Source organism: Photobacterium nomapromontoriensis, from assembly GCF_050336815.1.
Taxonomy (GTDB): domain Bacteria; phylum Pseudomonadota; class Gammaproteobacteria; order Enterobacterales; family Vibrionaceae; genus Photobacterium; species Photobacterium nomapromontoriensis.
On record NZ_JAKJSL010000051.1, the window covers coordinates 1 to 15549 of the forward strand.

Here is a 15549-nt window from a genome sequence, read left to right on the forward strand (position 1 = left end):
GGCTGGAGAAGCTCTGCGAGTCCGTTATCGAGCTACGCTATGACAAATCAATGGTTCAATGAACTTGGTTTAGTCAATATTGAACATGTTGTGACAGGGCATGTGTTCAGCACTTACGCTGAATGGAAATGTACATGAGCCGTATACGAGGTCCGTACGTACGGTTCTGTGAGAGGGATGAGGCGGCGACGCCTCACCCTACTCGATGTTAATTACTCATTATCCATTGAGAATGCAGAAAATATCATACTCTATACACATTTATTGCTAGAAAAAGTATTCATATTGTAAGAAAATAACCTATATTATGAATCACTAGGCACATGATATTTTTCAACATCATGCATGGAAAAGGAAATCTTCAATGAAAAGCAATAAGGCAAGAGTGATCTCAAACTGGAAACCAACCAATGAGCGTGAATCAGCAGCAATGAAAGAGTTCTTGATGCAAGAAATGGGCGTCACTACACCGCATCATGAAGGCGGGACAGGTAAACTCGCTCCCGACTCTGGCCGCCTTGTTCGCTAAATTCAAACGTCACTCACGCATTGGTAGTGTAATAAGAGAAACATGTACCTAAACTATCTTACGTGCGACAACATCACCCATGCAGTCACTACTCTCTTAATCTAAATTGTGACTGCATGCTTATTGTGTACAGCTTACTCAGGCTTCGCCTTCATTTGCTCCCACTTAAGTGCCCCATTCGTCTCAAAGCTTTTTTCTGGCTGGCAGGTTAGCAAAATACCTTCCACTGCAATGACTGAACCCAATGAGTAAGCCTTACCATCAAAATAACACACTCGTTCTGTGTTCAGGTTACCATCAAATGTAATAGCGGGCTGATACCCAACAGTGGTTTCTTTCGCAGACACAGCAGTAATAGGAAGTACGCTAAATACGCCAGCGATCAATGCTGTGATCATCTGCTGTTTCATTACTCTCTTATTCATTCCCATTTCCCCTATAATAGGGTTATTTTTCAGCCGCGATCACTGAAATTTCAACTAAAAGCACATCTCGCGCCATACTTGCTTCAACACATGCACGAGCAGGAGCATGACCAGCAGGAACCCAGTTGTCCCATACTGCATTCATGGCAACAAAATCATTCATATCTTTAAGGTAAATCGTCGCTGAAAGCATGTGCTCTTTATCGCTGCCGGCTTGCTCAAGTAGGTTTTCTACTTTATCGAGCATGCTCTGCGTTTGTTCAGTAATGCCTTGGGTTGCATCGGCACATACTTGGCCGCACAAATAGACGGTCCCATTGTGTTTCACAATACGGCTCATACGTTGGCCGATTTCCTGACGTTCAATCATGACGATACCTTTTTCCCATTTATTTCATTCATTAAATAGCAATACTAACAACCAATATAAAGAGAATACAGGATGAGACCAACATATTTAACTGATACGTCAAGATATAATAAAAGATCACGCTACATGTGTTTTAACGCTTCTCGCTGGCTTAACGCAGACAATTGATCACTATGACGAGCAACAAAATCTTTAACATACTCAGGATCGGTCTTGGCGTACTCGCGTAGTACCCATCCAATCGCTTTGCGGATAAAAAAATCTGATTCATGGGTTAGCAGTAGAATTGTCTCTTCCAATAAAGCGAGGTTCATCTGATCTTTATGTTTCAAATGCACCAACAAGGAAGCGCGACGTAGCCACATATTGTCTGAACATCGCCAAACAAGCAGTTTCTGCTCCAGTTCGCGGTGATCTATGACTAACGGACCAATCAAATTAGACGCTATTTTATCCAACGTGTCCCAATGATCTGCCCCGAGCAAGATTTCCTCGTACACTTCAAATGCATCCAGAGTGCGAAAGGCCTTATAGTATTCTGCTACGTCTAATGCAAGATACTGTTCTTCACGATTTTCACCCGACCAAAGCCACAGCACTAATCGCTTGTAATCAATCAATGATTGAATCTTGGTATGCTGCCGCGCCCGCCTGAAAATAGCTTTACGTTCTGGAGCTTTAACCCCATAAAATGGTTGCTCGGTTTTCATGTATGCTTGCATTGCTTTAGCGTCGGTGGCATTTCCGGCTTCAGCCATTTGTTGCTGCATGAATATCACCATCGGTATAACCAGTGACATCAATAACTTCCTTTTTCTTATTGTATTTTCAAATATTTGAACATAGTTCGGTCACTAATACCATGGTTACCCAATTACCCTCAACATACTCATTGCCGTAAAAGTGCGTTGGCTTATCAGCAAACAGGGAGCTGTTGACGAATCCCCTTCATCTTCCTACGTTTATTATCAATACCAACGAAAGCTAGACACGGCCAAAGCGTTCATATTAGACACCCTTAAGGTTATGTTATGGGTTTTCTCAAGATATTTGCCACTACGCCAGTACGGGCGTCCTCGACCGATAGGAAAGTAAAATGAAATTGGGCATTTTATTGTGTGACGACGTCAGGCCAGAACTACAAACTTGCCATGGTAATTATCCAGAGATGTTTACTCGGCTGTTTGAACGCATTGACACTGACGTCAAGCTCCATTTTTACCGCGTGACTGATGGTCAATATCCCCAGTCGCTCGACGAGTGCGATGCTTACCTAGCCAGCGGCAGTCGATTTAGTGTTTATAATGAAAGCCGATGGATAACGGTATTCAAAGCATTCATTAATCGCCTGTATCGCCAAAAGATCCCCTTTGTTGGCATCTGCTTTGGCCATCAAATGCTGGCTTGGGCATTAGGCGGAGAAGTCACTCGCTCGATAAATGGTTGGGGTATTGGCGTCCATCAAGCGAATATCGTGCGACACCAGATCACTCAGCACCGCTGGCTAGCAGATATACCGTCGCCATTCTCTCTGCTTGTGAGTCATCAAGATCAGATCACCGAACCACCGCTACACACTACCGTATTAGCCAGCAGCGATTTTTGTCCCTATGCCATGATATTGGTTGGCGATCACAGCCTCGGCATTCAGGGACACCCGGAATTTACCCCAGAATATAGCCACGATTTAATCACATTACGACAAAGCAACTACTCCGTAGCCACCTTCCAAACCGCCATTGCCTCACTCGAATATCCAACTGACCACGATTTACTTACCCGCGGAATTTTGCGATTTATTCGCTCATGCTGATATAACTTTAAAACATGATAGAAACCGCTTCATGCGGCTGCTTTTTATCCCGACTCAACTAAATGATACTTTAATATTATTTATTACTTACAGCCCATCACTTCATCAGTGATATGCATCATACCACCACCATTTAGTAACTCATCAATGTAAACACTGTTGTTGTCCAGCCTTCATCACACGATCATCAACCTTTAACACCCACCAGCCATTTAATTTTGCCAGTGCCTCAACTTGCTGTCTATTTAAGACCACACAGCATTGTTCTGGATGAGATAAAATAATTTGATGAATCCTTTTATCAATTATATCTTTATCAATATATTTTGGATCAAAATACCAACCATCATCATCACCTGGTAGCAGTTCAAACTCCATTACTCTATTCTCACCCGATTCAGATAAAAAATATTCTCAACCGTGATTTTCAACAATGAATAATATTTCATTACACTTATTGTGCATGCAGGAAGCATTAATATAGCCACCAAAAGTAATATCAACCTAATAAAATACATTAATTATTCACACGCCATCATCTCATTATTAACCATTATCTGTGAACCTCCATCTAATAACTTTGCTATTCGCTGCCGATCTAACTCAACCGAACAACCGCTAGGGTGAGATAATGTTATCTTTTGTAATCTTTCATAAAGCCTATTGCCCGCCATTATACTTTGCTCATAAAACCAACCATCAGACTCTCCAGGTAATAATTCAAATTCAAGATTATGATAACCTCCACCCTCTGATTTAAACTCACCTAAGAAAATCAATTTATAGTCAGTTTCATTATGAATCATAATAAGATGTCTTGATGCACACCCAACTAAAATAAATAATGACAATGCTATAATATTCATCATTTTAAAGCTCATTGATTTACCCATTTGATATCCGCCCCCCAGATTAAACGTTTTAAATCTACTTCTGTTACGATTGAATCTCTATGTACGATCTCGAAACGGTTCTCAGAGTCATCAAATTTATAATATTTCATTAAATCAATATCTCCATTATTAGGATATTCTGTAGCTTTATTATTAGCTCTTTGAATGAAAATATCACTTGTTCCTTTATGTCCCCAAGATAGTTTAACCCCACCGGCATACATTAGAACAGAATGGCCAAACTCATGGGCAGTAGTAAGTTTAAAATCCATTTCGGCATTTTTATGTGTCATCGTTCCTTTATTATAAATAAAGCTGGCATCGACACCTAAAACTGCTGGGTTCATTGACCTTGCATATTTACCTCGTTCCATCTCTATATATAGATCAACAGGAATAGCTCGATTATCACGATGATGTGCTTTAACCCTGACAGAGAATCTGGCAGTACCTAGCTTTATATTTCTTGACCAATATTGTTCAATACCTTCTTTAGCCAAGCTAACTAATTTATTATACTCTGACTGTGATAATGAATTTTTCTTGAAGTTTAAATACACATTGATATTTATAACCTTGTTAGTCAAAAAGATGGTTGATTCAGTCCACTCTATTTTATGCGCCCCTGTATGAGTGTTAATATAAGTCGTGCTATTCCCTGCAGGTATTCTCAACTTTCTGGATTCACTTATGGGCTTCTTAATGTCCGTATGAAGAATTTCATGAAATTTCTCTTTCGTTAAAACAGTATCACTCATAACAATTCGCTTATTTATGAAAAAATAACAAGTATTGTTACGCTAAAATGCCTATCGTTACACCATCTGTTTTCATTTCCTGAATTTATCGCAAAATAAATCTCATACCTTTCATTTTTATACAATGTATTTAATCAATACCCAAATCGACACAGTAATACTTACATAGTAGCGTTTTGACATGCAAAAAAAGCGCGAAGGATAACCTTCGCGCTGTTATATGTTATATCGCTTATTATGACGTTATACTTCTACCGTGACCTTTTTCGCCATCGACATGGCTAGGTTATTATCATAGTAAGCCGCTTCATTGATGAAATGCGGATAGGCTTCGTAATCACCTTCCCAACACACTTCAGAGCCATCAAATAAGGTAAAGATTGGATCACCATGTCGCAACGGTTTGAAATCTGCATCCTGAACATTGCGGTGTACCATCCCCAAACGCTCACCGCTTTCATCCTCTGGCAGCTTTAGTGTTTCATGGTATTTATATGCTTCAAAATGGGTAGGCAGTGCAGGCAGCGCATCGCGATTAAAGAGATCAATAAAATCGAGGATATGACCGGTCATCTCCTCCATCCAATCCAGTACATCTTGGCGGATCACTGACTGTGATTGCGGCCCAACTTCAACAATCACTCCCTGCTCGGAAATCGAACTGAGGAAGTGATGTTCTTCGACTGAAATCTGATCTTCTAATACCACCACAGCATCAGGCATATTAACCTTTACATACGCGCCCAATTGACGATTAAACAAATCAGACTGAAGTAATATAAGCGACGGACCCATATTACTGGTGGTATTGTGCAGATCAATAATGAAATCGGTTTTTGCATTGCCTTTGGGGCCAAGCTGCGCATTAATCACTTTTGCGCGACTCTGCTCATAGTTAGCTAATGTCGGATCACTCAGATCAGACAGCCCAAACTGGCGATTCATATCGACATCCAAATAGCGTTTGTTTTCTTCAAACGCTTTTGGATTAGCAAACAGCATCTCAACGCTAAAGCTGTCTCGAGCAATCAATGCAGGGCTTTTCTGCCATTTCTTTAGCAGGTAAATGCCACTAAATTCATTTCCATGTGTTCCGCCGACGATGGCGACGGTATCAATGTTACTCGTCCTTGTTGTCACTTCTCTGACTCACTCTGTCATGGATAAATTACCGTAACAAAATGAATACCAGTTTAATGATGATTTGGCTAGCAAAAGCTGACATCGACACGATATCTCATTATTCATTTTTGTGAATATCAATTGGCCTTGCCTGTACCAGTTTCAGGTATGAATGCAACGCACCATTTTTGTATTCAATCGCAGCGTGAATGCTGCTGCCTAAACTGGCGACAATGTTACTCTTATACTGGTTATTATCTTTATTGATTGTCAATTCAATCATGCCATCAATCAGCTGCCACTCACCCGTGGTTTTCATTCGCTTGAATAAGGTGAACTCCTCAAGCGAACCGTTGGCATGCAAAATTAACTCGGTAATATAGCCTGCACTACAGGTTTTAACCCACCGCTGAGAGGCAATTTCATCATGCTGAAAATGGCGCTTTGTCGCTAACCACACAAGCATGGCTTGCTCTTCAACGGTATCTAACGGAGGCAGGGCCTCGAGATCAAACAACCTTGCTCGATCTGACTCGCGATAAAACAGCTGAAGTAGCTGTTTTGTTTTCTGTTCGGACATCCATTTCACCGGCAAAAAAGTTTAAAAAATAGACTTTAACGCCAATCAGCCAAGAAATTTAGAGCAATTAATCCATTCTGTTACGCAGTTCAAAACTTCACCTTCCCTCTTAACGTCTTAGTCTGTCCCCGTTGAGTCTTATTATCCATCCGTCGCTTCTGTGAGGATCGGGTTGGCTTGGTATCACGACGGGCTTTTTGTTGTACCACCGCCGATTGGATCAATGCCACTAACCGTTCTAACGCATCATCACGATTTTGTTCCTGAGTGCGATATTGCTGCGCTTTAATCACTACCACTCCATCCTTTGAGATGCGGCTATCAGACAAAGCAAGTAGTCGTTCCTTATAAAAAGGTGGCAGTGATGAGCGGTTGATATCAAACCGAAGGTGGATTGCGCTGGAAACTTTATTGACGTTTTGCCCGCCAGCGCCCTGAGCTCGAATTGCGGTTAATTCGATTTCCCAATCGGCTAGCTGTACTGAATTTGAAATAATGAGCATGATAGGCGTTGCTGAGTAATAATGTCTAGAGTATACCACTTCAGCTCAGTAGGAATGCCACTTCTTACCTAACAATAAGAAATGGCATGTTGTTTAAGATACTGGATTCAACCTGATATCAGATCTTTTCATAAGCGAAAAATCTGCTGCATCATCAGCAACCATAAGGCGCTACCAGCAACGGCGTAGAGGCTAAAAACAGCAACCGTCCTTATTTTTGCAAGAAAGCACGACACTAACATAGCGAACCTCCTTCAATACCTTTGGTATCAATTTCCAAATATCCTTTGAATACTTGGAACATCACTACCTTATCTCACCTTGGAGACAAAAATAATGAAGGAGATCGCCTTTCTGAACAGCCGCTGAATAAACCTGACGCTACACCCTGCGATACGGTAAATACACGGGTTCCCAGATATGTACTGCAAGCTCCTGGTCTAGATCTTTACCGACCAATGGGCTATTGGGCTCAGTCGAACGCATATTTTCAAGGATCTGGCGTGCTACATGTAAGGAAACCGGCTTCAGTTCACGGATACGAGGATAAACACACCCCTTCTGTAAGTCTTCATCACTGACCAATTCAGACAATGCATAAGAAGCAGTGGTAAACATATCCAACGTCACTTTCGATGCCTGTGACACAATGGCCGCTAACCCAACCCCTGGAAAAATAAAGACATTATTACCTTGACCAATCCGATAACTGTGGCCATTGTAACTCACATCATTAAATGGGCTCCCGGTTGCAACAATTGCTTGGCCATCACTCCAACGATAAATATCTTCCGGCACCGCTTCACAGTTCGCGGTTGGGTTAGACAGCGGGAATACCATCGGCCGCTTGGTGTATTCCAGCATTTTCTGAATATGTTCTTCTTTAAACGCGCCACCAATACCGCTGGTTCCCAGTAACACCGTTACCGGATGGTTATTGATTAACTCACTTAATGAAACTTTTCCAGCTTCAGCCACCGCCCATCCTGCTGCCAATTCTCTTGGCTTAGCATAACGTTTTTTGTACTCATCCAAGCCTTCACGATCATCAAATACCAATCCCTGAGAATCAAGGATAAAGACTTTCTCACGGGCAGCACTGTGCGAGCAGCCTTCTTTCAATAGGCCCGCGTAGATTTGATCGGCAACGCCGACCCCACCTGCACCAGCGCCATATACCACATAGGTTTGATCCGCGAGAGATTCCCCCTTAATCTTCATTGCGCCAAGAATACCGGCCAATACCACAGACCCCGTCCCTTGAATATCATCATTAAACGACGGCAGAAACTCTTCGTAATCCGTCAGGTTATCAAACGCATTCGATTTACTGAAGTCCTCCCACTGCAATACCGCTTTCGGGAAATTACGCTTAACCTGACAGACAAATTTCGCGATAAATGCTTTATATTCAGCACCGCGCATTCTCCGACGCGGTACACCAAGGTACATAGGATCATCAAGAAGATCCTGGTTATCGGTCCCGACATCCAATGCTATAGGTAAACAGTGTGCCGGGTGAATGCCCGCCCCGAGTGTATACAAAGAAAGCTTACCAATCGGAATCCCCATCCCGCCGACACCCTGATCGCCAATTCCCAAAATCCCCTGACTGTCGGTGACAACAATGATCTTGATATCTTTGCCCGCGAAATGCCGCGCTTGTTCATCCATCTTGTCAATATTGTCTTCCGTGATATATAAACCACGTGCTTTCTGGTAACGGTGGCTAAATTCCTGACACGCTTTACCCACGGTAGGGGTATAAATAATGGGAGTCATTTCTTCAATGTGACGGGAAAGCAGCGCATAAAAGAGGGTTTCGTTTCGATCTTGGAGAGCACGTAAGAACAAATACTTTTCAATATCAGTAGACGCACTTTTAAAGCCGTCATAGACGCGATTTAACTGGTGATCAAAGGTTTGAACTCTTGGCGGGAGCAGCCCGTCAAGCTGGAAAGCTTGGCGCTCTTCGTATGAAAATGCAGTACTCTTATTTAGGGTTCGATCATTGAGTAATTCAGTTCCGGTCAATGAAACGGGCCTAAATTCTTGTCCGTGTTCATCCTTCCAACGCAAGTATTTTCCAATTGTCATTGTGTTTCTCCGTTCACAAGTTCATACGAATTAATTGATAAATCTGCTGATATCTAGTGTCGTTCTAATACTGACACCCCTGATTGTAGATTTTTTGTATGATGAAAAATGTGACATTGACAGTTTTGGAAAAAATAGAATCACTGTCAATTCGCAGAATTGTTCTCATGCCCTCGATTCAAGTGCACAACAGACAGCATGGCTTGACCTGATACCTCAAAAGCTTGCCCGAATCCTTTTACATAGCGCCCAAGCAGTGGATTCAAACAATACAGATGAAAATCACTCAATTGGCTGAGGTTCGTGACCATCCCCCCTAGCCTTTTCCGCATAACCGCCATTGCGACAGGCCAATGGGCGGTATCTCGCTCAATACGTTCAGCGGATGTATCAAAAGAGAGGCGACGGCGCACAAATATAGAATCGGCTTCTCCTTCATCCTCGATCATCATAATAGAAACCGCTTTATTCGTTTTTAAATTTTGACCATGTTGGGCCAAGTCACTCACAAGGATGTAATATCCTTGTTCTGAAAAAGCAAACGGGGCATAACTGGTATGAGGCTTTCCCTTCTGATCCACGGTACCTAATTGCAGCGTATAACGCGAATCTCGAAATGCTCGAATTTCTGACCCTAACCGATGTTGTAATCGCTCAGCTTTATCGTTCACGATACTCACTCCTGCCTTATAAAATAACGCAACATGCTCCCTTTCAATCATTCATTATAGAATGTACAGGCGCACAAAGGACGCTTGAGCTGTGCACTCTGCGCCACTTCATCTTGAGGTCATTGGAATAGTTAAAATAGAGATGGCTAAGGGGAAAGACTAAATACCGCAATTAATGGAGCTGTATGCAGCTATTACGCAGTGGGTTGTATACTTCACCTTGCATCAAGCAGTTTTCGAAATGCCTGTAGTCCAGATACTGAAAGGCAAAAATCACGAACACCGACAGTACCATGCCAAGTAATGACAACTTGACTAACCATATCTTTTTTCGCTTCAGTGCGAACAGCATCACCAACACAGAAATTGGGGCAATAGTGAGCAGTAAAGGTTGAATATCAAGCACAGCAACGGTCACGAACAGTCCAGCAGTTAGGGTTAAATTCAGCAGGCGTCATCATACGTTTTTAGAATACTAAGTGCCAACCTAAACCCCGACATTTGCAAAACATTACATATCAATCACATCTCGGTCACCCCTTCATAGTACTTCGTCCACTCAACATTCACTCACTGCATATTCTTTCTGAAGCTAGTCACACTTTTCACTCGACAAACGTGCACATCGAAACGTTTGCTTTTACATTTACAGCCATCGAAACGATTACGCAAACGTTTCGATGGTAAGGATACTGGATGCCAGGGTCGGCACTATTTAGCATCATCACTATCAAAAACTAAGGTGCAACAATGAAAAAAAGCACACTCATCAATTCCGAACTGTCATATGTGGTCGCCACTCTCGGCCATACAGATGAAGTCACAGTGTGTGACGCAGGTTTGCCGATCCCTGATGAAACACAGCGTATCGATCTTGCGCTAATTCCCGGTGTACCTACGTTTATTCAAACCGTTCAAGCACTACTCAGTGAAATGCAAATTGAAGGGGTGGTGATGGCCGAAGAATTTAAGCAAATCAGCCCAGAACACCATAGTGCGCTGATTAGCCTTATCAAACACGAAGAAGCATTGTGTGGTAAAGCCATTACTGTTCGCTATATCCCACACGACGCTTTCAAAGTTGAAACTAAAAATAGCAAAGCTGTCATTCGTACCGGCGAATGCACACCTTATGCCAACGTCATTTTTCAATCCGGTGTCGTGTTTTAACCGCAACCATAATCTGCAAGTTGCAAGGAACTGACATGAAACAGCCAATTTTAGCACTCAAAGATATCGAAAAAGCATTCCCTGGTGTCAAGGCGTTGGACTGCGCGAGCTTAAATGTATATCCGGGCAAAGTCATGGCGTTGATGGGCGAAAATGGTGCCGGTAAATCAACCCTAATGAAAACCCTAACGGGTATCTACAGTATGGATGCGGGTGAAATTCAATACGAAGGTAAAAAGGTGAACTTTACTGGCCCTCGTCATTCGCAAGAAGCCGGGATCAGTATTATTCATCAGGAATTAAACCTGATCCCTGAGCTCACCATTGCTGAAAATATTTTCCTCGGTCGTGAACAAACCAATGCATTCGGCGGGATCAAATGGTCTCAGATGTACCGCGATGCCGATGCCTTGCTGCAACGCCTGAATGTTAAACACAGCGCGCGCACGTTACTCGGAGATCTTAGCCTTGGCGAACAACAAATGGTTGAAATCGCTAAAGCACTGTCATTCAAATCAAAAGTCATCATCATGGATGAACCGACAGACGCGCTTACTGATACCGAGACAGAATCACTGTTCAAAGTGATCAACGAACTGCGCGATGAAGGCACTGGCATTGTTTATATTTCGCACCGTTTAAAAGAAATCTTTGAAATCTGCGATGATATTACTGTGCTGCGTGACGGTAAATTCATTGGTCAACGTGCGGTTGCCGATATCGACGAAGACAGCATGATCGAAATGATGGTTGGTCGTCGCTTGGATGAACAGTACCCTCGCATTGACGTAACGCACGGTACAACCTGCCTTGAAGTCAAAAATGTAACGGGCTCTGGCGTACATGACATCAGCTTCACCCTCGACCGTGGTGAGATCCTCGGCATTTCTGGCCTGATGGGTGCGGGTCGTACTGAGTTGATGAAAGTGATTTACGGCGCACTTCCCTGTGAATCCGGCGATATTATTCTTGATGGTAAATTAATTAACCCCGTCAACCCACAGGATGGCCTATCAAACGGTATCGCTTATATCTCCGAAGATCGTAAGGGTGATGGCCTGATCCTTGGGTTATCCGTCAAAGAGAATATGTCACTGTGTGCGCTTGAGCAGCTATCAAAAGGCATTCAGCTCAACCATGGCGAAGAAATTATTGCCGTCGATGATTTTATTCGTCTGTTCAATATCAAGACGCCAACACGCAATCAGATCATCGGTAACTTATCCGGTGGTAATCAACAAAAAGTGGCGATTGCCAAAGGGCTGATGACCCGTCCCAAAGTGCTGATCCTTGATGAGCCGACACGCGGTGTCGATGTCGGGGCGAAGAAAGAAATTTACCAACTGATTAACAAATTCAAAGCTGATGGTATGAGCATCATTCTTGTGTCGTCCGAAATGCCGGAAGTGCTAGGAATGAGCGACCGTATTCTGGTCATGCATGAAGGCAAGATCAGTGGCGAATTCATGGCCGCAGACGCCAATCAAGAAATTCTACTCGCCTGCGCTGTGGGTAAACAAAACAAAGAGGTAGCAGCATGAGCAGCAACGCTATGACCAAACAACAAGATTCCAATAGTGCCAAGTTATTTAGTAAGGCGTGGCTCATTGAGCAAAAATCACTGATCGCCCTTATTTTCCTGATTGTGGTGGTGTCGTTCCTTAACCCGAACTTCTTCACTGTCGATAACATCATGAATATTCTGCGTCAGACCTCGGTTAACGCCATTATTGCTGTGGGTATGACACTAGTTATTCTAACCGCGGGTATCGACTTAAGTGTGGGCTCGGTACTGGCATTGTGTGGTGCCTTTGCCGCAACCATGATTGGCTTGGAAATTCCGGTCATGATCGCGGTACCGACAGCCCTATTAGCGGGTGCCGTACTGGGTGCAATCAGCGGCGTGATCATTGCAAAAGGGAAAGTGCAGGCCTTTATTGCCACCCTAGTGACTATGACCTTGCTGCGTGGTGTGACCATGGTTTACACCGATGGCCGCCCTATTTCTACTGGCTTTACCGATGTCGCTGACAGTTTTGCTTGGTTCGGTACGGGCTATGCGTTGGGTATCCCGGTGCCAATCTGGTTGATGGTGATTGTGTTTGCCTCGGTTTGGTACCTGCTTAACCACACACGCTTTGGTCGCTACATCTATGCATTAGGTGGCAATGAATCTGCTGCACGTTTGTCTGGCATCAACGTCGACCGCGTCAAGATTGGCGTCTACGCAATCTGTGGTTTATTAGCCGCGCTTGCAGGCCTAATTGTTACCTCTCGCCTGTCATCCGCTCAACCTACCGCAGGGATGGGCTATGAACTGGATGCGATAGCTGCCGTTGTATTGGGTGGCACCAGCCTAGCTGGTGGTAAAGGCCGCATTATGGGAACCCTGATTGGTGCCTTGATCATTGGTTTCTTGAATAATGCGCTTAACCTGCTGGACGTTTCTTCGTACTACCAGATGATTGCAAAAGCAGTCGTTATCCTGCTTGCCGTACTGGTTGATAACAAGAACAAGTAACTTCACCTGAAAAATAGCAACACAGCGGGCAGCTCCCCCCTGCCCGCGACCTCATCCGACGTGACATTTGTAGAAAGGAATACAGAATGAAAAAGTTAGCAACCCTGATCTCTGCCGCTGTACTATCTGCGTCATTCAGTGCGACAGCCTCAGCCCAAGAGACCATGGCGATGGTGGTATCCACACTGAACAACCCATTCTTCGTGACGATGAAAGAAGGGGCAGAAGCAAAAGCACAAGAGCTGGGCTACAACCTGATTGTTCTCGATTCACAAAATGACCCGAGCAAAGAGCTTTCTAATATTGAAGATTTGACTGTTCGTGGCGTAAAAGCAATTTTAATCAACCCTACTGATTCTGATGCGGTTTCCAATGCCATTCGCATGGCTAATCGTTCAAAGATCCCAGTCCTGACCCTTGACCGTGGCGCCAACCGCGGTGACGTTGTCAGCCACATTGCATCAGACAACGTAGCTGGTGGTGAAATGGCAGGCAAATTCATCATGGAAAAAGTCGGTGAAAAAGCTCGCGTAATCCAACTGGAAGGCATCGCGGGGACGTCTGCAGCGCGAGAACGCGGTCAGGGTTTCATGAATGCAGTAAAAGCAAACGACATGAATCTACTGGCCAGCCAGCCGGCTGACTTCGACCGCACCAAAGGCCTGAACGTAATGGAAAACATGCTCGCGGCTAACCCTGATGTTCAAGCCGTATTTGCCCAGAACGACGAGATGGCGCTTGGTGCACTTCGTGCAGTACAAGCATCAGGTAAAGACGTATTAATCGTTGGTTTCGATGGTACTGAAGACGGTATTGCGGCTGTTAAGCGCGGCATTCTGGGCGCAACCATTGCTCAACAGCCTGATCTTATCGGTGCTCTGGGTGTAGAAACTGCCGACAAGATGCTAAAAGGCGAGCAAGTTCCGGCAAATATTCCAGTACCACTCAAAGTAATTACTAAGTAATAACGTAAGCATATTACAAGGTAAAAACTATAAACGTGAGAATGAGCGTCGAGGTGCAAGCTGTGCATCTCGATACTCACTCTCACAAACCCAAACAGCAAAACGCATCGCTTAACACCGCACATTTCGCCCTGTTAACCCATACGTTTTGGCCACATAAAATAAAAAGGTTCCATGATGAATAAATTAGTCGTTCTAGGCAGTGTGAACGCCGATCATGTTCTGCAAGTCGCGTCATTCCCTCGTCCGGGAGAAACGCTACATGGCCATAGTTACTGTGTGATCCCTGGCGGGAAAGGGGCCAACCAAGCAGTTGCTGCTGCCCGCTTAGGTGCTGACATTGCCTTTATTGCCTGTGTTGGCGATGATAGCTTTGGCCACCAAATTCGTGACGCCTTCGCTAAAGACGGCATGAACACAGAAGCCGTCATGGTTGAAACGGGTATGCCAACCGGTATTGCGATGATCCAAGTCGCGGCGACCGGTGAGAACAGTATCGCCATTTCTGCTGAAGCGAATGGCTGCCTCAGCCCTGAGCGACTGGCTCCGCATCGCCACTTGATAGAACAAAGTGACACCCTGCTGATGCAGCTAGAAACACCAATGGCCACCATAGAGGCCGCAGCGAAAATTGCCAAGCAAGCCAGAACACGTGTCGTGCTTAATCCGGCACCTGCGCAACCATTATCAGATGACTTATTGCAACATATTGATATGATTACGCCAAACGAAACAGAAGCGGAACTTCTTACCGGTGTAAAAGTGGTTGATACGGTATCTGCTCAACAGGCGGCTAATGTGCTTCATAGCAAAGGCATCAAGCAGGTTATGATCACGCTGGGTAGCCAAGGGGTATGGATCAGTGAAAATGGCCAAGGCCAGCAAGTGCCAGGGTTCCGCGTTGATGCGAAAGATACCACCGCCGCAGGTGATACGTTCAATGGCGCGCTGTTAACAGGCCTGCAAGAAGGCCGTCAAATCAATGATGCAATCCGCTTTGCACACGCAGCCGCCGCGATTTCGGTAACTCGTATCGGAGCTCAAACCTCGATCCCATTCCGCCGCGAAGTGGAACGCTTTCTTATCGAGCACTAATAAAAGCAATATTGCTGCGCCCGTCGCAAGGCGCAGC

The 15549-nt window shown here is 44.3% G+C and carries 19 protein-coding genes; 7 read left to right on the forward strand and 12 right to left on the reverse strand.

Features of this window, described 5'->3' with window-relative positions:
• Positions 1–364: 364 nt before the first annotated feature.
• Positions 365–529: a hypothetical protein gene (locus tag L4D12_RS20765; RefSeq protein ID WP_428449746.1), complete on the forward strand. Its 165-nt coding sequence runs from the start codon at positions 365–367 to the stop codon at positions 527–529.
• Between the two features lie 134 nt (positions 530–663).
• Here L4D12_RS20765 and L4D12_RS20770 read toward each other — a convergent pair whose 3' ends face one another.
• From L4D12_RS20770 to L4D12_RS20780, 3 genes are all read right to left on the reverse strand, one after another.
• Positions 664–954, reverse strand: coding sequence for a DUF1496 domain-containing protein (locus L4D12_RS20770; RefSeq protein ID WP_428449747.1), 291 nt, complete (start codon positions 952–954; stop codon positions 664–666).
• 22 nt (positions 955–976) lie between these two features.
• A complete protein-coding gene (locus L4D12_RS20775; RefSeq protein ID WP_428449748.1) occupies positions 977–1324 on the reverse strand; it encodes a RidA family protein in 348 nt (115 codons plus the stop codon).
• A gap of 122 nt (positions 1325–1446) precedes the next feature.
• The gene (locus L4D12_RS20780; protein WP_428449749.1) at positions 1447–2124 is read right to left on the reverse strand and encodes a DNA alkylation repair protein; all 678 of its coding nucleotides are present in this window, start codon (positions 2122–2124) and stop codon (positions 1447–1449) included.
• 296 nt (positions 2125–2420) lie between these two features.
• Here L4D12_RS20780 and L4D12_RS20785 point away from each other — a divergent pair, with 296 nt between their 5' ends.
• Positions 2421–3137 (forward strand): glutamine amidotransferase-related protein, encoded by a 717-nt coding sequence (locus L4D12_RS20785; RefSeq protein WP_428449750.1) that lies wholly within the window; start codon positions 2421–2423, stop codon positions 3135–3137.
• Positions 3138–3281: 144 nt separating this feature from the next.
• On the opposite strand, the gene L4D12_RS20790 is transcribed toward L4D12_RS20785, so the two are convergent.
• The 9 genes from L4D12_RS20790 to L4D12_RS20830 all read right to left on the reverse strand — a co-directional run bounded on the left by L4D12_RS20790 (position 3282) and on the right by L4D12_RS20830 (position 10179).
• Positions 3282–3515 (reverse strand): hypothetical protein, encoded by a 234-nt coding sequence (locus tag L4D12_RS20790; RefSeq protein WP_428449751.1) that lies wholly within the window; start codon positions 3513–3515, stop codon positions 3282–3284.
• Positions 3516–3658: 143 nt separating this feature from the next.
• Positions 3659–4030, reverse strand: a complete 372-nt coding sequence (locus L4D12_RS20795) for a hypothetical protein (protein WP_428449752.1) — start codon at positions 4028–4030, stop codon at positions 3659–3661.
• Positions 4015–4788, reverse strand: coding sequence for a hypothetical protein (locus L4D12_RS20800; RefSeq protein WP_428449753.1), 774 nt, complete (start codon positions 4786–4788; stop codon positions 4015–4017). The genes L4D12_RS20795 and L4D12_RS20800 overlap by 16 nt, the downstream gene beginning before the upstream one ends.
• A gap of 243 nt (positions 4789–5031) precedes the next feature.
• Complete coding sequence (locus L4D12_RS20805) at positions 5032–5928, reverse strand: aspartoacylase (protein WP_428449754.1); 897 nt, start codon at positions 5926–5928, stop codon at positions 5032–5034.
• A 100-nt stretch (positions 5929–6028) separates the two neighbouring features.
• Complete coding sequence (locus L4D12_RS20810) at positions 6029–6490, reverse strand: hypothetical protein (protein WP_428449755.1); 462 nt, start codon at positions 6488–6490, stop codon at positions 6029–6031.
• Positions 6491–6579: 89 nt separating this feature from the next.
• Positions 6580–6993 carry an alternative ribosome rescue aminoacyl-tRNA hydrolase ArfB gene (arfB, locus tag L4D12_RS20815; RefSeq protein ID WP_428449756.1) on the reverse strand — a complete coding sequence of 138 codons (414 nt, stop codon included), beginning with the start codon at positions 6991–6993 and terminating at the stop codon, positions 6580–6582.
• Between the two features lie 381 nt (positions 6994–7374).
• On the reverse strand, positions 7375–9090 hold the full coding sequence (locus tag L4D12_RS20820) for an NAD-dependent malic enzyme (protein ID WP_428449757.1): 1716 nt from the start codon (positions 9088–9090) through the stop codon (positions 7375–7377).
• A gap of 146 nt (positions 9091–9236) precedes the next feature.
• The gene (gene hutZ / locus L4D12_RS20825) at positions 9237–9761 is read right to left on the reverse strand and encodes a heme utilization protein HutZ (protein ID WP_428449758.1); all 525 of its coding nucleotides are present in this window, start codon (positions 9759–9761) and stop codon (positions 9237–9239) included.
• 172 nt (positions 9762–9933) lie between these two features.
• Positions 9934–10179 carry a hypothetical protein gene (locus tag L4D12_RS20830; protein ID WP_428449759.1) on the reverse strand — a complete coding sequence of 82 codons (246 nt, stop codon included), beginning with the start codon at positions 10177–10179 and terminating at the stop codon, positions 9934–9936.
• A gap of 332 nt (positions 10180–10511) precedes the next feature.
• Between L4D12_RS20830 and rbsD the strand changes: the two genes are divergently transcribed.
• The 5 genes from rbsD to rbsK all read left to right on the forward strand — a co-directional run bounded on the left by rbsD (position 10512) and on the right by rbsK (position 15512).
• On the forward strand, positions 10512–10931 hold the full coding sequence (gene rbsD / locus L4D12_RS20835) for a D-ribose pyranase (protein ID WP_428449760.1): 420 nt from the start codon (positions 10512–10514) through the stop codon (positions 10929–10931).
• A gap of 35 nt (positions 10932–10966) precedes the next feature.
• Positions 10967–12472 (forward strand): ribose ABC transporter ATP-binding protein RbsA, encoded by a 1506-nt coding sequence (gene rbsA, locus L4D12_RS20840; RefSeq protein WP_428449761.1) that lies wholly within the window; start codon positions 10967–10969, stop codon positions 12470–12472.
• The gene (gene rbsC / locus L4D12_RS20845; protein WP_428449762.1) at positions 12469–13452 is read left to right on the forward strand and encodes a ribose ABC transporter permease; all 984 of its coding nucleotides are present in this window, start codon (positions 12469–12471) and stop codon (positions 13450–13452) included. The genes rbsA and rbsC overlap by 4 nt, the downstream gene beginning before the upstream one ends.
• An 86-nt stretch (positions 13453–13538) precedes the next feature.
• Entirely contained in the window at positions 13539–14417 is an 879-nt protein-coding gene (rbsB, locus tag L4D12_RS20850; protein WP_428449763.1) for a ribose ABC transporter substrate-binding protein RbsB, read from the forward strand.
• A gap of 177 nt (positions 14418–14594) precedes the next feature.
• Positions 14595–15512 (forward strand): ribokinase, encoded by a 918-nt coding sequence (rbsK, locus tag L4D12_RS20855; RefSeq protein WP_428449804.1) that lies wholly within the window; start codon positions 14595–14597, stop codon positions 15510–15512.
• Positions 15513–15549 lie beyond the last annotated feature (37 nt).